The sequence below is a fragment of the Cyanobium sp. Lug-B genome (assembly GCF_024345635.1).
Taxonomy (GTDB): domain Bacteria; phylum Cyanobacteriota; class Cyanobacteriia; order PCC-6307; family Cyanobiaceae; genus Cyanobium; species Cyanobium minutissimum.
Map to the genome: position 1 here is coordinate 82,385 of NZ_JAGQBM010000001.1, position 20,686 is coordinate 103,070.

The 20,686-nt window shown below is 71.5% G+C and carries 21 protein-coding genes; 10 read left to right on the forward strand and 11 right to left on the reverse strand.

Annotation, left to right across the window (positions count from 1 at the left end):
* Window positions 1-31 precede the first annotated feature (31 nt).
* Together KBY81_RS00420 and KBY81_RS00425 are read left to right on the forward strand one after the other, a co-directional pair.
* Window positions 32-271 carry a hypothetical protein gene (locus KBY81_RS00420; protein WP_106220086.1) on the forward strand — a complete coding sequence of 80 codons (240 nt, stop codon included), beginning with the start codon at window positions 32-34 and terminating at the stop codon, window positions 269-271.
* A 24-nt stretch (window positions 272-295) separates the two neighbouring features.
* Complete coding sequence (locus tag KBY81_RS00425) at window positions 296-982, forward strand: CPP1-like family protein (RefSeq protein ID WP_254975152.1); 687 nt, start codon at window positions 296-298, stop codon at window positions 980-982.
* 7 nt (window positions 983-989) lie between these two features.
* Here the strand turns inward: KBY81_RS00425 and hslO are convergent, their stop codons facing one another.
* A complete protein-coding gene (gene hslO, locus KBY81_RS00430; RefSeq protein ID WP_106220088.1) occupies window positions 990-1,907 on the reverse strand; it encodes an Hsp33 family molecular chaperone HslO in 918 nt (305 codons plus the stop codon).
* A 24-nt stretch (window positions 1,908-1,931) separates the two neighbouring features.
* On the reverse strand, window positions 1,932-2,585 hold the full coding sequence (locus KBY81_RS00435; protein ID WP_106220089.1) for an ABC transporter ATP-binding protein: 654 nt from the start codon (window positions 2,583-2,585) through the stop codon (window positions 1,932-1,934).
* A gap of 102 nt (window positions 2,586-2,687) precedes the next feature.
* On the opposite strand from KBY81_RS00435, the gene KBY81_RS00440 reads away from it, so the two are divergent.
* Both KBY81_RS00440 and KBY81_RS00445 read left to right on the forward strand, forming a co-directional pair.
* On the forward strand, window positions 2,688-3,134 hold the full coding sequence (locus tag KBY81_RS00440) for a DUF3531 family protein (protein WP_106220090.1): 447 nt from the start codon (window positions 2,688-2,690) through the stop codon (window positions 3,132-3,134).
* Window positions 3,134-3,949 (forward strand): 16S rRNA (uracil(1498)-N(3))-methyltransferase, encoded by an 816-nt coding sequence (locus KBY81_RS00445; RefSeq protein ID WP_254975153.1) that lies wholly within the window; start codon window positions 3,134-3,136, stop codon window positions 3,947-3,949. The genes KBY81_RS00440 and KBY81_RS00445 overlap by 1 nt, the downstream gene beginning before the upstream one ends.
* On the opposite strand, the gene KBY81_RS00450 is transcribed toward KBY81_RS00445, so the two are convergent.
* Window positions 3,915-4,295 carry a hypothetical protein gene (locus KBY81_RS00450; protein ID WP_106220092.1) on the reverse strand — a complete coding sequence of 127 codons (381 nt, stop codon included), beginning with the start codon at window positions 4,293-4,295 and terminating at the stop codon, window positions 3,915-3,917. The two genes, KBY81_RS00445 and KBY81_RS00450, sit on opposite strands and share 35 nt — an antisense overlap.
* 90 nt (window positions 4,296-4,385) lie before the next feature.
* Here KBY81_RS00450 and KBY81_RS00455 point away from each other — a divergent pair, with 90 nt between their 5' ends.
* Window positions 4,386-5,147 carry a TIGR00297 family protein gene (locus KBY81_RS00455; protein ID WP_254975154.1) on the forward strand — a complete coding sequence of 254 codons (762 nt, stop codon included), beginning with the start codon at window positions 4,386-4,388 and terminating at the stop codon, window positions 5,145-5,147.
* Here KBY81_RS00455 and KBY81_RS00460 read toward each other — a convergent pair.
* The 3 genes from KBY81_RS00460 to KBY81_RS00470 all read right to left on the reverse strand — a co-directional run bounded on the left by KBY81_RS00460 (window position 5,071) and on the right by KBY81_RS00470 (window position 8,072).
* On the reverse strand, window positions 5,071-6,027 hold the full coding sequence (locus KBY81_RS00460) for a sigma-70 family RNA polymerase sigma factor (RefSeq protein WP_254975155.1): 957 nt from the start codon (window positions 6,025-6,027) through the stop codon (window positions 5,071-5,073). The genes KBY81_RS00455 and KBY81_RS00460 overlap by 77 nt on opposite strands.
* Window positions 6,028-6,210: 183 nt before the next feature.
* Window positions 6,211-6,882 carry a GDSL-type esterase/lipase family protein gene (locus tag KBY81_RS00465; protein ID WP_106220095.1) on the reverse strand — a complete coding sequence of 224 codons (672 nt, stop codon included), beginning with the start codon at window positions 6,880-6,882 and terminating at the stop codon, window positions 6,211-6,213.
* A gap of 11 nt (window positions 6,883-6,893) precedes the next feature.
* Window positions 6,894-8,072 (reverse strand): pyridoxal phosphate-dependent aminotransferase, encoded by a 1,179-nt coding sequence (locus tag KBY81_RS00470; protein ID WP_254971493.1) that lies wholly within the window; start codon window positions 8,070-8,072, stop codon window positions 6,894-6,896.
* An 83-nt stretch (window positions 8,073-8,155) separates the two neighbouring features.
* Here KBY81_RS00470 and KBY81_RS00475 point away from each other — a divergent pair, with 83 nt between their 5' ends.
* From KBY81_RS00475 to KBY81_RS00490, 4 genes are all read left to right on the forward strand, one after another.
* Window positions 8,156-8,911: a uracil-DNA glycosylase family protein gene (locus KBY81_RS00475; protein WP_254975156.1), complete on the forward strand. Its 756-nt coding sequence runs from the start codon at window positions 8,156-8,158 to the stop codon at window positions 8,909-8,911.
* 30 nt (window positions 8,912-8,941) lie between these two features.
* Window positions 8,942-10,195, forward strand: a complete 1,254-nt coding sequence (ispG, locus tag KBY81_RS00480) for a (E)-4-hydroxy-3-methylbut-2-enyl-diphosphate synthase (protein ID WP_254975157.1) — start codon at window positions 8,942-8,944, stop codon at window positions 10,193-10,195.
* A gap of 69 nt (window positions 10,196-10,264) precedes the next feature.
* On the forward strand, window positions 10,265-11,596 hold the full coding sequence (locus KBY81_RS00485) for a S41 family peptidase (RefSeq protein WP_106220099.1): 1,332 nt from the start codon (window positions 10,265-10,267) through the stop codon (window positions 11,594-11,596).
* A 13-nt stretch (window positions 11,597-11,609) separates the two neighbouring features.
* Complete coding sequence (locus KBY81_RS00490; RefSeq protein ID WP_254975158.1) at window positions 11,610-11,837, forward strand: DUF6737 family protein; 228 nt, start codon at window positions 11,610-11,612, stop codon at window positions 11,835-11,837.
* 10 nt (window positions 11,838-11,847) lie between these two features.
* Here the strand turns inward: KBY81_RS00490 and KBY81_RS00495 are convergent, their stop codons facing one another.
* From KBY81_RS00495 to mfd, 3 genes are all read right to left on the reverse strand, one after another.
* Window positions 11,848-12,015 carry a hypothetical protein gene (locus tag KBY81_RS00495; protein ID WP_015108332.1) on the reverse strand — a complete coding sequence of 56 codons (168 nt, stop codon included), beginning with the start codon at window positions 12,013-12,015 and terminating at the stop codon, window positions 11,848-11,850.
* 972 nt (window positions 12,016-12,987) lie between these two features.
* Window positions 12,988-14,349 (reverse strand): glycosyltransferase family A protein, encoded by a 1,362-nt coding sequence (locus KBY81_RS00500; RefSeq protein WP_254975159.1) that lies wholly within the window; start codon window positions 14,347-14,349, stop codon window positions 12,988-12,990.
* 50 nt (window positions 14,350-14,399) lie between these two features.
* The gene (gene mfd, locus KBY81_RS00505; RefSeq protein WP_254975160.1) at window positions 14,400-17,987 is read right to left on the reverse strand and encodes a transcription-repair coupling factor; all 3,588 of its coding nucleotides are present in this window, start codon (window positions 17,985-17,987) and stop codon (window positions 14,400-14,402) included.
* Between the two features lie 102 nt (window positions 17,988-18,089).
* Between mfd and KBY81_RS00510 the strand changes: the two genes are divergently transcribed.
* Window positions 18,090-18,971, forward strand: a complete 882-nt coding sequence (locus KBY81_RS00510) for a hypothetical protein (RefSeq protein WP_146134543.1) — start codon at window positions 18,090-18,092, stop codon at window positions 18,969-18,971.
* Here KBY81_RS00510 and gap read toward each other — a convergent pair whose 3' ends face one another.
* Entirely contained in the window at window positions 18,972-19,967 is a 996-nt protein-coding gene (gene gap / locus KBY81_RS00515) for a type I glyceraldehyde-3-phosphate dehydrogenase (protein ID WP_106220104.1), read from the reverse strand.
* Window positions 19,968-20,151: 184 nt separating this feature from the next.
* Window positions 20,152-20,686, reverse strand: a 535-nt coding sequence (locus KBY81_RS00520; RefSeq protein ID WP_254975161.1) for a hypothetical protein, incomplete at its 5' end; no start/stop codon positions are given.

Sequence of the window (20,686 nt, forward strand, 5' to 3'; positions counted from 1 at the left end):
ATTCGTCACGCCGCAACGGACGGTCACTGCGATGCCTCGATCCGTGACGCCATCCCCGCTCTGGCTCGTGCGTCCCCGCAGCGACGGGGGCAGTGATTACGTCAGCTTCCAGCCATCCCAGGGGGCCGTGGAGATGCGAGAAGGCAGCCACCTGCCGCCCCAGATGCCCCTGCTGAAGCGGCGCCGCTCCCTGGCCATCGAGGAAGCCGAAGCCTGCCGGCGCCGTCTGCAACAGGAAGCCGGATATCACCGCAGTGAACCGCTTTTTTAGCCTTGGCTCGATACGCTCGGTGGTATGAACCAAGGATCCGACCAGACCCAGCCGGCCCCTGACGCCTCCGACCCGTACGAGCGGCTGGGCGTCGCCCCGGATGCCTCCTTCGACACGGTCCAGGAGGCCAAGCTGGCTCGGCTGAAGGAGGCCGGTGACGATCCGATGGTGCGCTCCCGCATCGAGGCGGCCTACGACGCCGTGTTGATGGATCGGCTCAAGGAACGCCAGCAGGGTCGGGTCAGCAGTGCCGCCCGCTCCGCCTCCCAGCGGGAACAGGCCTCACCACCGCCGAGTCGCCCGGCCCTTTCGGCCCTGCCGAGCCTGCCCCAGCTTCCCCCCTCCCGCCTGCCCCGTCCCAGTTTCTCCCTGCCCCGGCTGCAGCCGGCCAGCGGCCGGGAGCTCTGGTTTCCGCTGGCCGCCGACGGCGTCCTTCTCGTGCTGCTGGTGCTGATGCCCGGGGCGGCCCCCGAACTGCTGACGGCCCTGGCCACCGGCGTCACCCTGCTCAACCTGCAGCGGCGTAACGGCCGCTTCCTGGCCGCGGTGGGCTGGTCCTTCGCCCTCCTCTGCCTGGGCCTGATCCTCGGCGGCCTACTGGCCGGTGGGCTGGGGCCCACCGTGGGCTCGGCCCTTCCGGTCTCCACCCTCCAGCTGCAGAGCATCCCCGCCATCCTGCTGCTGCTGCTCGGAGCCCTCCTGATCGCCTGAGCGCAGCTCAGGCGACCGCGGCCAGCTCGTCGATCAGCTCCTGCAGCTCGGGGGCCTCCACCCGGTAGACCTCACTGCAGAAATGGCAGGTGAGTTCCGCCTGGCCGTCCTCGTCCAGCATGGCGCTGAGCTCATCGCGGCCCAGGAGCCGCAGGGCGCTGACGCTGCGGTGACGGCTGCAGGGGCAGTGGAAACGCACCGCCTGCTCGATCGGCGCCGCCTCAAGGGGCTGGGGATCGAGGTCCGGAAAGATGTCCTCGAACAGGGCGTGGAGCTGGTGGGCATTGGCGGCGAGCCGATCACTGAACCCGGTGATCTCCCGGCAGCGCTCCTCCAGCAGGGCCACCAGGGCGGGCTCCCGTGCCGCCTTCGGCAGCACCTGCACCAGCACCCCACCCGCGCTGCGCACCCCGGAGCTGTCGATCGTCTCGCCCACGAACAGGGCCGAAGGGGTCTGCTCGGAGTGGAGCAGGTAGGAGGCCACGTCCTCGCCGATCCCACCGCTCACCAGCTCCACGGTGCTGCTGAAGGGTTCCCCCTGGCCCCGGTCCCGCACCACGTGCAGGTAGCCGGTGCCGGTGGCGCGGCGGAAGTCGAAGCGGTGGCCGCCGGCGGCGTCGGGGAGGAGATCGAGCTCCAGGTCCGGCCGGCCCACGTAGCCCCGCACGGTGCCGTCCCGGCCCGCATCCACCATCAGACCGCGCAGGGGCCCATCGGACTGGATGCGCAGATTCACCCGTCCGTGGGCCACCTTCATCGAGCTGGCCAGGAGCAGCCCCGCGGTCATGGCGCGTCCCAGCAGGGCGGTGGTGAGAAAGGAGAGCCCGTGGCGATCGCTGGCCATGCGGCTGGCGGCGGTGGTGGTGACCGCCACCATGCGGATGCCGCCCCCGGCGCCGGTGGCCCGCAGCAGGCTGTCCCCCATCAAGCTGTCCCCACCATCAGCCCGTCATCGTAAGGAGGCGGATCGGGGGGCCTCCAGGGGGCCCAGGCTGCCCCCCTCCAGGCGCCAGCCGTGGTCGATGACGCCGCGGAACAGCTCGGGTTCGTGGGTCACCACCAGCAGGGCCCGTTCCCGGGCCAGCTCCCCCAGCAGCTGCAGCACCTCCTCCCGCACGGTCCAGTCGAGACCGGCGGTGGGTTCATCCAGCAGCAGCACCCGGGCATCGCGCACCAGCTGCACCGCCAGGGCCAGACGCCGCTGCTGGCCGCCGCTGAGCCGCTCGGGAGCCTGCTGCAGGGAGAGGTGGCCGAGACCCACCTGCTCCAGCACCGCCTCGGCCTTCTCGGCGGTGAGACGCCGCTGGCCCAGCTTCAGCTCCTGACCCACCGTCAGACCGAGAAAATGGCGTTCCGGGAACTGGAACACCAGCCCGCACAGCCAGCGGCGCTGGCGGCTGCTGAGGACCTCCCCCTGCCAGAGGATGCGGCCGGCTTCGGCTTCGGCCAGGCCGCAGAGCACCTCCAGCAGGGTGGTCTTGCCGCTGCCGCTGCGGCCGGCCACCAGGGCCGGGGCACCCACCGCCAGCTGCAGGGACACATCCCGCAGCACCGGCGCCGCCGCCGTGGCCGGGTGGTAGCGCAGACCGATGACGTCGAGCATCCCACCAGCATGCCGTCCGCCCCTGCGACCGGGGAGCGCCCGGGCGCCCATGCCCGGGAACGTGTTGGATGGGGAGACACGCGCGCCGTCTCCCCCCTCCCCATGGATGTCCGATTTCGCGAGGTGGATCCGTTCAACTGCTGGATCTGGCTGCACTTCGCCGACCAGCCCGGCGCGGCCGAGCGGGGCTACGTCGAGACGGCCTTCGACAGCTGGTTCTTCCTCGGCAAGCTGGGCGGCTTCAACGCCGAGAACCTGCAGACCCACGAGGGGGGGGTGGACCTGGGCTGGCTCCCCTACGACACTGAATCCGCCGAGCGCTGTCTGCCGGCCCTGATGCACAACATGGGGCCGATGGAGTACCAGGACGACTGGGCCCGCTGCTGGGTCGACCTGGGCACCAGCGATGCCCTGGCCCTCGATGTGCTGATCAACGCCCTGCGCCAGCTGGACAACGACGTGCTCGAGATCACCGAGCTGGTGATCGGCGGCCTCAACGAGGACTGGCCGATCGACGAGGAGCCCGAAAGCCCCTTCTCCGGGGACTGATGGGGCGGGAGCTGCGCCGGCTGCTGATATCCCCGGAGCGGATCGCCGCCCTGGCGACCGGGGACCCGAGCCAGGCCCGGCTGGCCCTCGAGCCCCAGGAACGCCACTACCTGGAGCGGGTGCTGCGCTATCGCCCCGGCGATCGCCTGGCCCTGGTGGACGGCGTCGGCGGGCTGTGGACGGCGGTGCTCGACACCGAGCGGGGCCTGCGGCTGGAGCAGGACCCCTGTGCACCCCTGCAGCGGCAGGCGTCGGTGGGGCCGCCCCTGGAGCTCGCCATGGCCGTGCCCCGGCGGGAGGCGGATCTGGTCTGGCGCATGGCCACCGAACTGGGCGCCGACCGGCTTCAGCCCCTGCTGGCCGAGCGGGCCGCCCCGGGGGAGCGCTGTCCCCTCGAGCGCTGGCAGGGGATCGTGCGGGAGGCCACCGAGCAGTGCGAGCGGCTGTGGCACCCGGTGCTGGCCGCGCCCCAGCCGGCCGGGGAGTGGCTGGCCCGGCCAACGGCCGGCATCGCCCTGCTGGCCACCACCCGGCGGGAGGGGCTGCCCCTCTGCGGCCAGCGGCTGCGGGAGCTGGTGGACGGCACGGGCGCGGGAGGGAGCAACGCGGACCCGGCGGCCGGAATCCGGCTGGCGATCGGCCCGGAAGGGGGCTGGAGCCCCCGGGAGGAGGAGCGGGCCGAAGCGGCCGGCTGGCAGCCGGTGAGCCTGGGGCCCACGATCCTGCGCACGGCCACGGCCGCGGTGGCTGGCCTGGCCCTGCTGGCCGACTGGCGGACGCTCAGGAGCGCATCATGCCGGCCGCCATCTCCTTGAACACGGCCAGGTTGGCCCCGGGGGTGCGGCGCTTCATCGGGGTGGCTCCGCCGGCGGTGACGCAGTCGGGGGCGAAGGTGGCCATCGACGGGGCCGGCCGCAGGGCCTCGGCGGCGGCCAGCTCGGCCGCGATCGCCTCGGCGGTGGTGAGGCCCGAAACGGGCTGGGGGGTGGCCTCCGCAGCCGCTGAAGCGGCGGGGGTCGACGCCGGCTTGGCCTCGGCCGTCTCGGCAGCGGCCTTCGGGGCGGGCTTGGCCTCGGCCCGGGGGGGCGCCACCACCGCCGGGGGCTGGTTGCCTTCGCCGCCGCCCAGATCGAGGAAGAACTTGGGTCGCTTGAAGACCATTCGGTGCACCGCCGGATGGAGCGATTATCCGCCGAAGCCGGCTCCCCGCTGCGCCTGGCTTAGATCTGTGCAACACAACGGGCCCCCGCCATGCTGCCGCTGTCGCCCCAGGACCCCCTGCACTGGCTGGCGGCCCTGGCGATCAACGGGCTGCTGATCGGCCTGGCCCAGCGGCTGCCCCTGCTCACCCCGGCGGGCTGGGTCCATGCCGGGGTGCTGGGCACCCTGCTGTGGGGAAGCCTGGGCTGGCGTGGCTGGCTGGCGGTGGTGGTGTATCTCGCCCTGGGCAGCGGCGTGACGAAGCTGGGGTTCCGGCGCAAGCGGGAGCTGGGCCTGGCGGAAGGCCGGGAGGGCCGGCGCGGGCCGGAGAACGTCTGGGGCTCCGCCCTGGTGGGGACGGTGCTGGCCCTGCTCACCTGCCGGGCACCGGCGGCCAGCCAGCCCCTGCTGCTGGCCGGCTTCGCCGCCAGCTTCGCCGCCAAGCTCGCCGACACCTTCGGCAGCGAGATCGGCAAGCGCTGGGGCCGGCACACCGTGCTGATCACCAGCCTGCGGCCGGTGCCCCCCGGCACCGAGGGGGCCATCAGCCTGGAGGGCACCGCCGCCAGCCTGCTGGGCAGCGCCCTGATGACCCTGGCGATGGCGGCCCTGGGGATGATCCGCGGCTGGCCGCTGGCGGCCATCGTGGGCGGTGTCGGGCTGGTGGCCACCCTGGCCGAGAGCGTGGTGGGCGCCAGCCTGCAGCGTCACTGGCGCTGGCTGACCAACGAGGTGGTCAACGGGCTCCAGACCCTGCTGGCGGCCCTGCTGGCGATGGCGCTGGTGGCGTGGCTGCTGCCGGCGTCGGGCTGAGGTCCCCCTGGCGCCAGGCGAGGGCGGCGCGCCTGAGGCGATCAAGGGCGGCGTCATGACGGCGCTGGGCCTGACGGGCCGGGATCCCCAGCTGCCGGCCCAGCTCCACCCAGGTGCAGCCCCCATCGAGGCGGCCCACCAGCAGCTGCCGCTCCCGGGGATCGAGATCGGCCAGCTGGCGCCGCAGCCACAGGCGCTCGGCGCCGCGGGGGTCGCACGGGGCCTCCAGCGGGTCCTCGGCGACCGGGCCGGTGGGAGCAGCCAGCAGATCCAGCAGGCAGCTGGGCGCCTCAAGCTCGCCGACCCCTGGGCCGAGGGGCGCATCCAGGCTGCGCACCGCGGCGGTCCGGCGGATCGCCAGGGCCTCCTCGAGCCGGGCCGGATCGCAGGCCAGCCGATCGGCGAGGGCGGCGGGCGACAGCGGGTCGAGGCCCTGGCGGCGGCGCCCCTCCTGCAGGGCGAGCACCTGCTGGTGCAGATCCCACAGGGGCCGTGGCGGACGCACCAGGGGCTGGCGGTCCCGCCGCTCGCGGCGCATCGCCCCCTGGATATACGGCACAGCAAAGCTGCTGAGGCTGACGTTGCGGTCGGGATCAAAGGCCTCGACGGCCTTGATCAGGCCGAGGCTGCCCACCTGGGCCAGGTCCTCGAAGGCCAGGCCGGCGTCGGCGCCCTGGCGGCCGGCGATCGAGAAGACGAGCGGCAGGTTGTCCTCCACCAGCAGGTTCCGCCAGCGGAGCCGGGTGGCCGGATCGGTGGCGTCGGCGTAGGCCCTGAGCCGGCGGCGGTTGCGGGTGCGGCGATCCACGATCGCCTCGGGAATCTCCCGGCAGCCGGGACAGAGATCCGGCGCCGGCAACCGGCGGGTGCTCAGCACCACGGGTGCCGGAGGCGGGGGCGAGGGGGGCGGGGGGCGATCCATGGCAGAAGGCACGGGGGTCCGTTTCTTCAGGGTCGCCGTTGGCCCTCGGCGGCGGTTCACCCCACCGAGGGAGTCCCTTTCACCCGAACGGGTGATGCCGGCGGCACCGGCATGGGGAACAGTGGCCGCTGGAGCGATGCCTCAGAAGCCGGCCGTCACGCTGCTGTGGGGATCGAGCCCGGCCCACTCCAGCAGGGCGCCCCAGCTGCGCAGGCGCCGGTAGAGCTGGCCGTGGCCGTCGCTGTTGAGGTGCAGGCCGTCGCTGCACAGGCACTGCAGCCAGTGGGGGTCGGCCAGCAGGCCATCCAGCAGCGGCAGGAAGGGCACGTCGGCCTCCATGCAGGCCTCCTCCAGCAGGCCCTCATAGCGGCGCACCGTGGCCAGGTCGTACCAGAGCATCTCGGCGAAGGGCATGACGACCTCATCCACCGGCGTCAGCCCCAGCACGAACACCGGGGCGATGGACGTCAGCCGGGGCAGCAGCTGCCGCAGGCCGAACAGGAACGCGTCGGGGGCCAGCTGGTGGCGGCCGTCGGGCCGCCCCACCCGGGCCGTGTCGTTCAGGCCGATCGACAGCAGGATCCCCTGGGGCCGCTGGCGGCGCAGTTCACCCCGGCTGGTCACCTCCGCCTCGGCACGGGCCGCCAGCCGCTCCAGCCCATCCCCCCGCACCCCCAGGCCGTAGAGCACCGGGCCCTGGGGCAGCTCCATCCAGTGCCGCCGCAGGCGCTCGCACCAGCCGCCCTGCTCGGGGTCGCCCCAGCCGTAGACGCCGCTGTCGCCCAGCACCACCAGCTTCTTCGGCACCGGCATCGGCTGGGCGATCAGAGACTGGCGCCGAAGCGGCGCAGCCGCTCCAGGCCGTCGTCGATCGTGGCCGGGGACGCCGCGCAGGAGAGGCGGATGCAGCGGTCGTCGCCGAAGGCGGCACCGGGCACCACCGCCAGCCCCACCTCCTCCAGCAGCCGGCCGCACAGGGTCATCGAATCCAGGCCCCAGGCGCTGACGTCGGGGAAGGCGTAGAAGGCCCCTTCGGGGGGCAGCAGTTTGAGGCCGCTGATCGCCATCAGGCCGTCGCTGAGCCGGGAGCGGCGACGGCTGAATTCGGCCGCCATCTCCTGGACGCAGTCGCGGGATCCGCTCACGGCCGCCAGGGCGCCGAACTGGGCGAAGCTGCAGACGTTGCTGGTGCTCTGGCTCTGCAGGGCGCTGGCGGCGGCCACCACGTGGCGGGCGCCCGCCAGCCAGCCGATGCGCCAGCCGGTCATCGCCCAGCCCTTGGCGAAGCCGTTGACGATGAAGATCCTCTCAGCGATGTCGGGTGCCACCGCCGCCAGGCTGTGGTGCACGTGGCCGGGGGAGAGCAGCAGCTCGTAGATCTCGTCGCAGACCACCGCCACGGCGGGATGGCGGCGCAGCACGGCGGCGATCCCCTCCAGCTCGGCGCGGCTGAGCACCATGCCGGTGGGATTGGAGGGGCTGTTGAGCACCAGCAGCCGGCTGGCCGGGGTGATCGCCGCCTCCAGCTGCTCGGGGCTGAAGCGGAACCCGCCGCTGGCATCGGTGATCAGGCAGCGCACGCTGGCGCCGGCCAGGTGGGCCATCTCCGGGTAGCTGAGCCAGTACGGGGCCGGCAGCAGCACCTCGTCGCCGGGGTCGAGCAGGACCTGGAAGAGGTTGTAGAGGGCCTGCTTGCCGCCGTTGGTCACCAGCACCTGGTCGGGGCGGGTGGGAACGCCGTTCTCCTGGCTGAGCTTGGCGGCGATCGCCTGGCGCAGCTCCGGTTCGCCGGCCACGGGCCCGTAGCGGGTATGGCCGGCCTCCAGCGCCTCGGCGGCCGCCTGGCGGATGAAGGCGGGGGTGTCGAAGTCGGGCTCCCCGGCGCTGAGGCTGCAGATGTCCTTGCCCTCGCCGCGCAGCTCGCGGGCCTTGGCGGTGATGGCGAGGGTGAGCGATGGCTGCAACGCCTGCGCCCGGGCGGAGAGCGTCAACGGGGCCGGCATGGCAGCGCGCGCCGTCTGGAGGGCGCGATTCGGCAATCCGGCCATCTTGCCCTACGCCCGCGACCATGGCGAACAATGGGGCGATGGCTCCCGATCACCTGCAACCTTCTCCCCGGCAACCCTCTCCCCTGCAGCCGTCCCTTCTGGGTGAGGACCCCGCCACCGCGGAACCTGCCGCCAGGGAGCCCACCGCCACGGAGGCCACCGCCACGGTGCACACCGCCGGGGTGATCGACGCACCCGCTGGGCCACCCGATCTGGCGGCTCTGGAGCGGGACTGCCGCGAGTGCCGCCGTTGCGGCCTGGCGGAGGGCCGCCGGACGGTGGTGGTGAGCCGCGGCGATCCGGCGGCCCGGCTGATGGTGATCGGCGAGGGGCCGGGTGCCCAGGAGGACGCCAGCGGCCGGCCGTTCGTGGGTCGGGCCGGCCAGCTGCTTGACCAGATGCTGGCCAGCGTGGGGCTGGACAGCGAGCGCGACGCCTACGTCTGCAACGTGGTGAAGTGCCGTCCGCCGGACAACCGCCGGCCCACGCCCCAGGAGATCGCCGCCTGCGCCCCCTGGCTGGCCGCCCAGATCGCCGCCGTCGATCCCGCCGTGGTGCTGCTGGCCGGCGCCACCGCCCTGGAGGGGGTGCTGGGAATCAAGGGGGGGATCACCCGGCTGCGGGGCCGCTGGCACCCCTGGCAGGGCCGCTGGGTGATGCCCGTGTTCCATCCCTCCTACCTGCTGCGCAATCCCTCGCGCGAAAAGGGCTCCCCCAAGTGGCTCACCTGGCAGGACCTGCAGGAGGTGCGGCGTCGCCTGCAGGAGGACCGACCGCCGACACCCTCTTTGTGACAGGCTTTGGCCATCACCGGCCCACGCGAGATGACCGGCACCCTGGCCACACCCACCACCACAGCCCCGGGGACCTCCCCCCTCCCGGCCGACTGGGCCAGTGACCCCCGCTTCGACACGGTGATCCGCCGCCGCAAGACCCGCAGCGTCCGTGTCGGCGACGTGTGGGTGGGCAGCGAGCACCCCGTGGTGGTGCAGTCGATGATCAACGAGGACACCCTCGACATCGAAGGGGCCACCGCCGGCATCCGCCGCCTGCACGAGGCCGGCTGCGAGATCGTGCGGCTGACGGTGCCGAGCCTGGCCCATGCCAAGGCGGTGAAGGAGATCCGCCAGCGGCTGGAGGACACCTACCGGCCGGTGCCGCTGGTGGCCGACGTGCACCACAACGGCATGAAGATCGCCCTGGAGGTGGCCCAGCACGTCGACAAGGTGCGGATCAATCCGGGCCTTTATGTGTTCGACAAACCCGACCCCAACCGCACGGAGTTCACCCCCGAGGAGGTGGCCGCGATCGGCGAGCGCATCCAGGCCACCCTCGAACCCCTGGTGAGCCTGCTCAAGGACCAGGACAAGGGGCTGCGGATCGGTGTCAACCACGGCTCCCTGGCGGAGCGGATGCTGTTCACCTACGGCGACACCCCCCTGGGGATGGTGGAGAGCGCCATGGAGTTCATCCACATCTGCGACCGCCTCGATTTCCACAACATCGTCGTGTCGATGAAGGCCTCGCGGGCGCCGGTGATGCTGGCGGCCTACCGGATGATGGCCTTCCGCATGGACGCCGAAGGCTTCCATTACCCCCTGCACCTGGGGGTCACCGAGGCGGGCGACGGCGACTACGGCCGCATCAAGAGCACCGCCGGCATCGCCACCCTGCTGGCCGAGGGCCTCGGCGACACGATCCGGGTGTCGCTCACCGAGGCGCCGGAGAAGGAGATCCCTGTCTGCTACTCGATTCTGCAGGCGATGGGGCTGCGCAAGACGATGGTGGAGTACGTGGCCTGCCCCAGCTGCGGCCGCACCCTGTTCAACCTGGAGGAGGTGCTGCACACGGTGCGCAACGCCACCGCGCACCTCACCGGCCTGGACATCGCCGTGATGGGCTGCATCGTCAACGGCCCCGGCGAGATGGCCGATGCCGACTACGGCTACGTCGGCAAGACCCCCGGCACCATTTCCCTCTACCGGGGGCGGGAGGAAATCCGCCGGGTTCCCGAAGCCGAAGGGGTGGAGGCGCTGATCGCCCTGATCAAGGAGGACGGTCGCTGGGTCGACCCCTGAGCGGGGAGCCCACCCCTGGCATCGGCGCTACGTTGGAACCACGTTTCAGACTCCTTGAGGATCCCCACCATGGGCAGAGCTCGCGCCACCGTCGTGGTGCTGGTTGGTCTCGGTGCCTGTGCCGCCACGGCGGTGATGGCCCGGGAGATGGTGCTGACCCCCACCGGAACCGTGTCGATCAGCGACAGCCCCAAGGAGGTGATGGACCAGGCGTGGCAGATCGTCTTCCGCGACTACCTGGACACCACGGGCAAGTACACACCTGAGCAGTGGCGCAAGCTGCGCCGGAGTGTGCTCTCCAAGAGCTACAGCACCCCCAAGGATGCCTACGAGGGCATCCGTGGCATGCTCAGCACCCTCGACGATCCCTACACCCGCTTCCTGGACCCGCGGGAGTTCAAGGAGATGCAGATCGACACCTCCGGGGAGCTCTCCGGGGTGGGCATCCAGCTGAGCGTCGACAAGGAGACCAAGGAGCTGGTCGTCATCTCGCCGATCGAGGGTTCGCCGGCCTCCAGGGCCGGGGTGCAGCCCAAGGACGTGATCGTCTCGATCGACGGCAAGAGCACCAAGGGGATGAGCACCGAGGACGCGGTGAAGCTGATCCGGGGCAAGGCGGGCACCACGGTGAACCTGGTGCTGCGCCGCAAGGGCCAGAACATCGACACCCCCCTGACCCGGGAGCTGATCGAGATCCATGCGGTCACCCACCAGGTGAACACCGCGCCCGACGGGACGAAGATCGGCTACATCCGGCTCAAGCAGTTCAGCGCCACTGCCACCAAGGACATGCGGGCGGCGGTGCGGGACCTGGAGGCCCAGGGGGTGCAGGGCTACGTGCTCGACCTGCGCAGCAACCCGGGCGGGCTGCTGGTGGCGAGCGTCGAGATCGCCCGCCAGTGGATCAACGAGGGCATCATCGTCTCCACCAAGACCCGCGACGGCATCCAGGACGTCAAGCGGGCCACCGGCCAGGCCCTCACCACCAAGCCCATGGTGGTGCTGGTCAACGAGGGTTCGGCGAGCGCCAGCGAGATCCTTTCCGGCGCCCTGCAGGACAACAACCGGGCCGTGCTGGTGGGCCAGAAGACCTTCGGCAAGGGTCTGGTGCAGTCCGTGCGCGGCCTGTCCGACGGCTCCGGCATGACGGTGACCATCGCCAAGTACCTGACGCCCCGCAACCGGGACATCCACAAGCACGGCATCAACCCGGACGTGCCGGTGAAGATGACCGAGCAGGAGGTGCAGCGGCTCAAGCTGGAGGACATCGGCACCAACCGCGACAGCCAGTACCGGGTGGCCGAATCCACCCTGCGCAAGCAGCTGCAGGCGGGTGCCACCCTGCAGAAGGCCTTTGAGCCCGGCAGCGCCAACCTGCCGGCGGCCCTTGCCAAGCCCTGACCCAGACGACCGGATGCCGGGCAGCCCGCCCGGCTCGGTCTGGGACCTGAAGCCCTGGTGGTGTCAGCCGTGGACCATCCTGCTCACCGGCATGGTGGTGATCGGGGCGAGCTGGCTGGTGCTGCACCTGTGGTGGATCACCGCCGGGGTCTCTGCGGTGATCGCCGCCTGGTGGCTGCTGTTTCTGGTGCTGATGCCGGCCGCCTGGAAACGGTCGCAGGCCGGCGGCAGCGAAGGCTGAGACGCCGGACTCAGGCCACGGGCTGCATCAGCCCGCCGCCGGGGGAGGAGTCGTCGTCGTCGTTGTTGCCGGCGGCGGACTGTAGCAGGGCGAAGAAACCGAGGCCGAGCACCCCCAGGAAGGCCGGCAGCAGCAGGGGATTCTGGGTGGCGCCCGCGACCTCGATCAGCTCACCCATGTCGGCGCGTAACGAAAGATGACGTCACCTTAACGGACATTCTCATCGGCTGGGCGCCCCGCTCAAGGCCAGGTGGCCCAGGGGCCACCCATCGCCAGCCGATCCCCTCGGCCGTAATCTCCGCATGAGCAGCACGACTCGCTCACCTTCATGCGTTCTCCCGATCGGCGGTGACATCGAAGATCCCCGTCCTGATCTGCATCGATGTGGAACCGGACGTGTTCTTCGTGTCCCGTCAGCACCCTGAGCCATGGAAGGGCTACGAGCTCACCCATGCGTACATCCGGAGCTGGCGATCGGCGCTGCAGCAGCTCACGGGAGACGCCGTGCATGTCAACTGGTTCCTCCGCATGGATCCGCAGGTGGCCCTGGCCCATGGCCGTGCCTCCTGGGCCGCGGATCACTACCGGGAGCTGATCCAGGAGGCCATCGACGCCGGTGATGAGCTGGGTGCCCATGTCCACACCTATCGCTGGTGTGGGGACTCCGGCGACTGGCTGGATGACCACGGCCACGACGACTGGGTGGCGGAATGCCTGGCCACCGCCGCGGAAGCCCACCAAACCAGCCTCGGGTCGCCGTGCCGTTCGCTGCGCTTCGGCAATTACTGGTGCGGAACGCAGGCCATCAATCGGGCGGAAGCCCTGGGATTCCGTTTCGATCTGACCATCGAGCCCGGCCTGCCCCCCAATGCGCTGGACTCACGCAAGCCGCCCCACTCGGGCGATCTGCCGGACTACTACCGGGTGCCCCGCGAACCCTATGCCCCCTCCCGCCGCGACTTTCGCCGCCGGGCCAGGCCAGGTGAACGGGAGATCACACTCCTGCCCCTCACCTCCGCCCACCTGCGCTACGGCTGGGGGCCGCAGAGCCTGAAGCAGCGATGGCGGCGGCTGCGCCACAACGGCCTCCGTCACCGGCTGCAGGACACCCCCCTTTCCATGTGGCGGGACTGGAGCCATCCCAACGGGTTCAGCGCGATGGTCGACCGGGCGATCGCCCGGCAGCGACATCCCTATCTGGCCTTCGCGATTCACTCCAACGCCCCCGTCGAGCCGGAATCGCTGCCGAGAATCGAGCGCTGCCTGCAGGCCCTGATGGCCCACCCCGAGCGCTCCCGATTCGCGTTCTGCACCCCCGCCGAAGCCATGGCGATCCTGCGCGGCAACGCCCCAGGAAACGCCCCAGGCGGCCGAGACCGTTGCGGGTGATCGGCCCCCCCCGGTGGCGCAGCAGCTGCCACCAGGCACGCGGCTGCCAGGGGTCCTCCAGCAGGTAACCGATCAGAACGGACGTCGGATAGGCATTCTCCGGATGGAACGGCACCAGCCGGCCCAGGTGCCGGATGGTGGCGGGCTGGCCCCGGTGCAGGGTCCGCACCAGACGTCGCCGCTGCCGGACGTCGCTCCCGGTGAGGGTCGGGCGCAGGTACCACTCCAGGGTGCCGATGACGCGGTCCCGCAGACGGGCCGATCCAGGCGTCTCCGACCGGAGCGCCGCTGCTCGGGACAGTTCCGCTTCCAGTTGCGTCAGGGCGGACCGCATCAGCGCCGCATCGAATCGCTCCATGGCCCCGATCACCTGGGCCATGGGTCCGAGAATCCGGCACTGCTGCAGGCGCAGGTCCGTTTCCGCCGGATGGCTGAGGCCGCGCTCGCGGGCCAGGGCCTCGCAGCTCGTGCGGATGTTGAGGAAGTACTCGTGGGCCCGCTCCAGGCGCCAGCGGGTGCTGGTGGCCTCCCGGTGCTGCACGCGATAGGCGGCGGTGGCCGTGGCGTTCCGCACCATCGGGGCGACGGAGGCCAGCTGGAACCAGGCCTGCACATCACTGCTCCAGGCATTCCGGGCCGGCCAGCCGCCGATGGCCTCCAGGGCTCCGCGGCGGATCAGCACGAAGGAGGGGGTGTCAATGCGGTGGAAGGGAAAGGTGTCCCAGGGGTCGAACCGTTCCGGTCGAAGGCACGGCTCCGGGAAGGACAGCTCCCGTTCGTCCTCGTAGGTGAGGGTGCGGGAGACCGCCGCACCGGCGGCAGGATCGTCCAGCAGCAGCGTGCTGAGCAGCTCGAGGTGGCGGGGATGCCAGTGGTCGTCCTGGTCGAGGAAGGTGACGAAGGCCGCCGTGCTGCGCGCGAAGCCGAACTGACGGGTCTGGTGGGTGCCCCTGCCGGGATGGCGATAGAGGGCCACCTGGGGAAAGGAGCGGACGATGGCCGCCGAGTCGTCGCTGGAGCCGTCGTCGACGACGATGATCTCCCGGGCCGGCAGGGTCTGGGCCAGCACGGATGCCAGCGTCTGGCGGATCCAGGGGGCGCCGTTGAACAGCGGAATGACCACCGCGATGTCCGCGGCGGTTGCGCCTGAGCCCGTGGTGCCGTGGGGGGCCCTCACACCACCAGCACCGCCGCGTTCTTCGCCGCCTGCTCCTCGGCCCGCTGCTCCTCGGTGCGCCCATCGGCCTCGGGGATCTGGCCGGCCATGGCGGAGAGCCAGGCCATCAGCTGCTCCACCTGCTGGGCGGGGGAGAGGGCCCCCAGCCCCCGGGCCAGCACCTTGGCGGTGCTGCCGGCGCCGCCCTGGTACACCAGCCGGCCGTGCAGGTGCTGGGGCAGGGCCTGGCGCAGGCGGCGGAAGGCGGGTTCCTCCATCGGCGTTTCCAGGGCGATGTTGGGTTTCTCCGGCCTGATGCGCGAGAAGCCGCAGCGGCGGGCCAGCAGCTTCAGCTCCATCAGCTGCAGCAGGCTCTGCACCGGCGCCGGAATCGGGCCGTAGCGGTCGGCCCAGCCGGCGGCCAGCTCCACCAGGGCCGCCTTGCCCCCGCACTCGGCGGCGGCCCGGTAGGCCGCCATCTTCTCGTCGGCCTCGGTGATCCAGTCGGCCGGGATGAAGGCCGTCACCGGCAGGTCGATCTGGGTCTCGTCCACCGCCGGGATGTCCTGGCCCTGGATCTCGGCCAGGCAGTCCTGCAGCATCTCCATGTAGAGGTCGAAACCGATTGCCTCCATCTGGCCGCTCTGCTCCACCCCCAGCAGGTTGCCCACCCCCCGGATCTCCATGTCGCGCATGGCCAGCTGGTAGCCGGAACCCAGCTGGGCGAACTCCTGGATCGCCCGCAGCCTCTGGCGGGCCGCGTCGCTGAGGGAGGCATCGCCGGGATAGAACAGCCAGGCGTGGGCCTGGATGCCGCTGCGGCCCACCCGGCCCCGCAGCTGGTACAGCTGGGCCAGGCCGAAGCGGTGGGCGTCCTCTACCAGGATCGTGTTCACCCGGGGGATATCCAGGCCGCTCTCGATGATCGTGGTGCAGAGCATCACGTCGGCCTCGCCGGCGTTGAAGGCCACCATGGCGCTCTCCAGTTCCCCCTCCGGCATCTGGCCGTGGGCCACCTGCAGCCGCAGCCCCGGCAGCATCGCCCGCAGCTGGCCGGCCACCTCCTCGATGCCCTCCACCCGCGGCACCACGTAGAACACCTGGCCGCCGCGGTCGAGCTCCTGGCGGATGGCGCTGCGCACCGCCTCCTCGTCCAGGCTGGCCAGGTGGGTCTTGATCGGGCGCCGCAGCGGCGGCGGCGTGGTGATCAGGCTCATCTCCCGCACCCCCGAGAGGCTCATGTAGAGGGTGCGCGGGATCGGCGTGGCGGACAGCGTCAGCACGTCCACGTCCTTGCGCAGCGCCTTGATCTTCTCCTTCTGGTTCACACCGAAGCGCTGCTCCTCGTCCACCACCAGCAGACCCAGCTGCTGGAAGCGGGTGCCCTTGCCCAGCAGCTGGTGGGTGCCCACCACCACATCGATCGTGCCCGCCGCCAGGCCGTCCTGGATCGTCTTGCGCTCGGCGGCGGTGCGGAAGCGGTTGAGCAGGGCCACCTTGAGCGGATAGGGGGCAAAGCGCTCGCTGAGGGTCCGCCAGTGCTGCTGGGCCAGGACGGTGGTGGGGGCCAGCAGGGCGCACTGCCGGCCGGCAGTGACCGCCTTGAAGATGGCTCGGATCGCTACTTCCGTCTTGCCGAAGCCCACATCGCCGCAGACGAGGCGGTCCATGGGCTGGGGGCGCTCCATGTCGCGCTTCACCTCCACGATCGCCTTGAGCTGGTCGGGGGTGGGGTCGTAGGGGAAGGAATCCTCCAGTTCGCCCTGCCAGGGGCCATCGGAGGGGAAGGCGAAGCCCGGCGCCTGGTGGCGCTCGGCGTAGAGCTTCACCAGATCCATGGCCACCTTGGCCACCGCCTTGCGGGCCCGCTCCTTGGCCTTGGTCCAGGCCGTCCCGCCCATGCGGTTGAGTTCCGGCGGGCTGTCGCTGCTGGCCCGGTAGCGCCCCAGGCTGCCCAGCTGGTCGGCGGCCACCCGCAGCAGCCCGTCGGCGTACTGGACCACCAGGTAGTCGCGGACCTCGCCGCCGATGGCCAGCTTCTCCAGCTTCAGGAAGCGGCCGATGCCGTGGTTGCGATGCACCACAAAGTCGCCGGGGAGCATCTTGTTGGGATCCACCGTGCGGCTGGCCGCCTTGCGGCGCCGGCGCACATAGCCCCCGGCCGCCAGGCTGTGCTGGCCGAAGATCTCCCGGTCGGTGAACAGCACCAGCTTCCAGGCCGGCAGCTGGAATCCCTCCAGCTCGGCGGTGCCGCGCAGCTTGAGCGCCACCGGGGTCCCCTGCTCCACCAGCCGCTCGATGGCCGGGAAGTCGCGGGCGTTGGGCACGAAGCGCGTGACGCAGTCGTGCTCCTCCAGCAGGGCCACGGCCCGTGACGGCTGGGCGGAGACGATCCAGGGCCGGGCCTTCTCGCGCAGGTGCCCCTTGATCTGCTCCGCCAGACGCCCGAACTGGTTGGGATGGGCCGGCACCGGGCGGCTGGCCAGGTCGAGGTCGTTCGGGTGGCGGTCGCTCTCGTGCAGCTCCGCCAGATCGAAGCCCGTGAACGCCTCCGCCTCCCCCAGGGCCGCCGCGATCGGCCGGTGCAGCCGGGCGGGCAGGGGCAGGGGCGACTCACCATCGGCGGCCTTCACCACCTCGCCGTGGTGCTCGGCGGCATGGTCGAACCACTGCTGGCCGTGGGCCAGGCACTGGCGCCGCTCATCGATCGCCACCAGGGTGCCGGCGGGCAGGTAGTCGAGCAGCGTCGCCGGCGCCTCCCAGGCGAGCCCCATCAGCCGCCGCATTCCCTCCGGCGTGCCCCCCTCCAGCAGCTGGTCGAGGGCGGCGGGCTCCAGCAGCCGCTCCAGCCCTTCCGGCATCCGCTCCCGCAGGGCCTCGGCGATCAGGGGGGCGTAACTGGTGGGGGTGAGCCGCACCCGCTCGATCACATCGAGGGAGCGCTGGGTGGCGGGATCGAACTCCCGCAGCTTCTCCAGGTCTTCACCGAAGAGCTCCAGCCGCACCGGCAGCTCGGCGCTGACCGGAAACACATCGACGATGTCGCCCCGGCGGCTCCAGGTGCCCTCCTGCTCGATCGTGGGCACCTTCTCGTAGCCCAGGCCCGCCAGGGTGTGGGCCAGCTGCTCCAGATCCAGCCGATCGCCCCGGCGCAGGGTGAGGCAGCGGGCCGCCAGCTGGGGCGGCGGCGGCAGGTGGGGCTGCAGGGCCCGCTCGGTGGCCACCACCGCGAAGCGGCCAACGCCGGTACCCGAAGCCCCCTCCCCGTCGCCCACCAGCTCAGCCAGCACCTGCAGCTGGCCCCAGGTGATCTCGCTGGTGGGGTCGAAGGGCTCGTAGGGGGAGCCCTCGCTGGTGGGATAGAGCTGACACAGGGGCCAGCCCATCAGCTCCAGCAGGGAAGCCCAGCGGCCCGCCTCCTCCAGGGTCGGCACGACCACCAGCAGGGGCGCCTCACTGGAGCCCGCCAGGGCACTGGCCACCAGGGCCCGGGCCGCCCGACCCGCCCCGCTCAGCCGCAGGCGCTCGGCCCGCCCGCAGCGCGCCTTCACCTCGGCGGTGAGGGGGGCGGCCTGCAGCTGGCGCACGAGGGCGTGGAGGGGCATCGCGTGGATGGGATCAAACCGGTGGCGATCCTCGCAACCACCGCACACCGCCGCGACGTCCCGGCCCCTTTGCGGTCATGCTGGTGGTCGGTCTGCCGAGCGATGGCCCGCTTCCGTTGTCCCACCTGCCGCGGTCGCCCCCTGCGGATGGAGCCTCCCTACACGGGGCTGCCCCGCTGCGGGCGCTGCGGAGACCTGCTGGAGCCGAAGCCCCGCCATGGCCGCGCCTGGGGGCTGGCCGGCGGGGTGGCCGTGCTGGTGCTGGGGGGAGCCGCCCTCTCCGGCCTGCTCGAGCCGATGGGGAGCCTGCCCGAGCAGGCCCCCGAGATCACCACCCGTCTGCTGGAGCGCTTCGATCCGGCCCCCGATCCGAGCCTGCGGCCGATGGCCCTGATCGAGGGGGGCCTGCTGGAGAACCTCAAGGAGGCCGACCGGCAGTGGATCCCCAGGGCCGAACCCCTGGCCGGTGGAGGTATCCGCTTTCTCTACCGCCGCCGGGCCGGGGAACCCGAACTCTCGGTGGATGAGCTGCAGGCCCTGATCGACGCCCCGCCGGACCACGGCGAGAAGCGCCGCGCCATCGCCGATCTGCTCAGCGTGCTCGAGCAGGCCGGGGTGCAGGTGCAGCTGGCGGAACCCAGAAAGACGGGCGCCGCCGGGGAATGGGACCACGCCGCTCGCACCCTGCGGATCAAGCCCGCCGTGGTCGACAAGGGCACCGTGGATTTCGCCCAGGTGCTGAACCACGAGGCGATCCATGTGGCCCAGAGCTGCGCGGCGGGCGGCCTGCGCTCCGTTCCGCGGACCCTGGGGCTGAGCCAGGAGGTGCCGGCGGAACTGAAACTCCACCTCGACGATCCCCTCTACGCCGGAGCCTCCGACTGGGAGAAGGCCCTGGAGCGCGAGGCCTACGCCAATCAGCGCCAGATCGAACTGGGCGCCACCCTGGTGCGCAGCCATTGCCGCGTCCGCGCCACGGGCTGATCAGCGGGAGATGTGGGCGATCAGGTCGAGGCACTTGCTGGAGTACCCCCACTCGTTGTCGTACCAGGACACCACCTTCACGAAGGTGTCGGTGAGGGCGATGCCGGCGGAGGCATCGAAGATCGACGTGCAGGTTTCGCCGAGGAAATCGGTCGAGACCACGGCGTCCTCCGTGTAGCCCAGGATCCCGGCCATCGGACCGGCGGCGGCTTCCCGCATGGCGGCCTTGATGGCGTCGTAGCTGGCGCCCCGCTCGAGATTCACCGTCAGGTCTACCACCGACACGTTGGGGGTGGGGACCCGGAAGGCCATGCCGGTGAGCTTGCCGCTCAGGGCCGGGATCACCTTGCCCACCGCCTTGGCCGCGCCGGTGGATGAGGGGATGATGTTCTGGCCGGCACCACGGCCGCCGCGCCAGTCCTTGACCGACGGCCCGTCGACCGTCTTCTGGGTGGCGGTGGTGGCGTGGACGGTGGTCATCAGACCATCGCGGATGCCGAAGCTGTCGTGCAGCACCTTGGCCATCGGCGCCAGGCAGTTGGTGGTGCAGGAGGCATTGGAGACGATGTCCTGGCCGGCATAGGTGGTGTGGTTCACCCCCATCACGAACATCGGCGTGTCGTCCTTGGAGGGGGCCGACATCACCACCTTGGAGGCCCCCGCAGCGATGTGGGCCCTGGCCCGCTCATCGCTCAGGAACAGGCCGGTGGATTCGAGCACCACATCGGCACCGACATCACCCCAGCGCAGGGCGGCGGGATCGCGCTCCGAACTGATGCGGATGCGGCGGCCGTTCACCACCAGGGCGCCATCGTCGACGGCCACCTCGCCTTTGAAACGGCCATGGGTGGAGTCGTAGCGGAGCATGTAGGCGATGTAGTCGACATCGATCAGGTCGTTGATGCCCACCACCTCGATGTCATCGCGCCCGCAGGCGATGCGGAAGACGAGGCGACCGATGCGTCCGAACCCGTTGATGCCGATCCTGATGGTCACCGGTGGATCTCCCGAGGCAAGACAGGGGATTCAGCGTCGCACGCAGCCGGCGGCCATCGGCGGCGCCGTGCAGGCCTTTGTCGCCAGATGAAACGGGCTCAGATCCAGGCGGGCCGGGGGATTTCGGCGGGGGTGGAGGCCCCGGCGTGGCATCCCGGGGCCCGGCCCGCGCCGCCGATCGGGATCAGCCCTCCTGGCCCGGGGGCACCGGCGCCTCGGCGGTGCCCCGCAGCGTCTCCTCCTCCAGCAGCATGTTGAAGCGCAGCAGGTCGGCGTCCTTCAGCTGCTGGCGGCTGCTGACTCCCATCTGCTTCTCGAGGAAGCTCCGGCCCATGCTCCCGTCCCAGCCCAGCTGCTGCAGCAGCAGGTTGCACTGCTCAAGCAGGTCGGCCCGCCGCAGCGGGACCGCCGCCGTGGCGGGGTCGCAGCCGGGCTCGAGGGTCTCGATCGCCTGCAGGTAGGCGATCAGGTCGGCGTAGACGGTGATCCGGTCGCGGCTGGGGTGGCCGAAGCAGCGCTGCAGATAGGCGGCCTCCCGGTCCCGGTCCCAGCCGAGACGGCGCAGCTGCAGATCCAGATGGGTGAGTTCGGCGCTCCAGTCCTGGGGGTCCTCGGCGGGACTCTGGGGGGCGGGCACGGGCGCCGCTGCCGCGGGAGGCGCGGGCGCGGGCACGGGAGCTGGAGGCGTGGGCGCCGCGGCCGCGGGAGCCGGTGGCGCG

Bases quoted from the DNA above. Each gene is read 5' to 3' on its own strand.
- KBY81_RS00510 (WP_146134543.1), top strand. From the start codon at position 18,090: ATGGCCCGCTTCCGTTGTCCCACCTGCCGCGGTCGCCCCCTGCGGATG.
- KBY81_RS00435 (WP_106220089.1), bottom strand. From the start codon at position 2,585: ATGCTCGACGTCATCGGTCTGCGCTACCACCCGGCCACGGCGGCGGCG.
- mfd (WP_254975160.1), bottom strand. From the start codon at position 17,987: ATGCCCCTCCACGCCCTCGTGCGCCAGCTGCAGGCCGCCCCCCTCACC.
- KBY81_RS00485 (WP_106220099.1), top strand. From the start codon at position 10,265: ATGGGCAGAGCTCGCGCCACCGTCGTGGTGCTGGTTGGTCTCGGTGCC.
- KBY81_RS00470 (WP_254971493.1), bottom strand. From the start codon at position 8,072: ATGCCGGCCCCGTTGACGCTCTCCGCCCGGGCGCAGGCGTTGCAGCCA.
- hslO (WP_106220088.1), bottom strand. From the start codon at position 1,907: ATGGGGGACAGCCTGCTGCGGGCCACCGGCGCCGGGGGCGGCATCCGC.
- KBY81_RS00440 (WP_106220090.1), top strand. From the start codon at position 2,688: ATGGATGTCCGATTTCGCGAGGTGGATCCGTTCAACTGCTGGATCTGG.
- KBY81_RS00420 (WP_106220086.1), top strand. From the start codon at position 32: ATGCCTCGATCCGTGACGCCATCCCCGCTCTGGCTCGTGCGTCCCCGC.
- KBY81_RS00425 (WP_254975152.1), top strand. From the start codon at position 296: ATGAACCAAGGATCCGACCAGACCCAGCCGGCCCCTGACGCCTCCGAC.
- KBY81_RS00490 (WP_254975158.1), top strand. From the start codon at position 11,610: ATGCCGGGCAGCCCGCCCGGCTCGGTCTGGGACCTGAAGCCCTGGTGG.
- KBY81_RS00465 (WP_106220095.1), bottom strand. From the start codon at position 6,882: ATGCCGGTGCCGAAGAAGCTGGTGGTGCTGGGCGACAGCGGCGTCTAC.
- KBY81_RS00450 (WP_106220092.1), bottom strand. From the start codon at position 4,295: ATGGTCTTCAAGCGACCCAAGTTCTTCCTCGATCTGGGCGGCGGCGAA.
- KBY81_RS00495 (WP_015108332.1), bottom strand. From the start codon at position 12,015: ATGGGTGAGCTGATCGAGGTCGCGGGCGCCACCCAGAATCCCCTGCTG.
- KBY81_RS00455 (WP_254975154.1), top strand. From the start codon at position 4,386: ATGCTGCCGCTGTCGCCCCAGGACCCCCTGCACTGGCTGGCGGCCCTG.
- KBY81_RS00445 (WP_254975153.1), top strand. From the start codon at position 3,134: ATGGGGCGGGAGCTGCGCCGGCTGCTGATATCCCCGGAGCGGATCGCC.
- KBY81_RS00475 (WP_254975156.1), top strand. From the start codon at position 8,156: ATGGCTCCCGATCACCTGCAACCTTCTCCCCGGCAACCCTCTCCCCTG.
- ispG (WP_254975157.1), top strand. From the start codon at position 8,942: ATGACCGGCACCCTGGCCACACCCACCACCACAGCCCCGGGGACCTCC.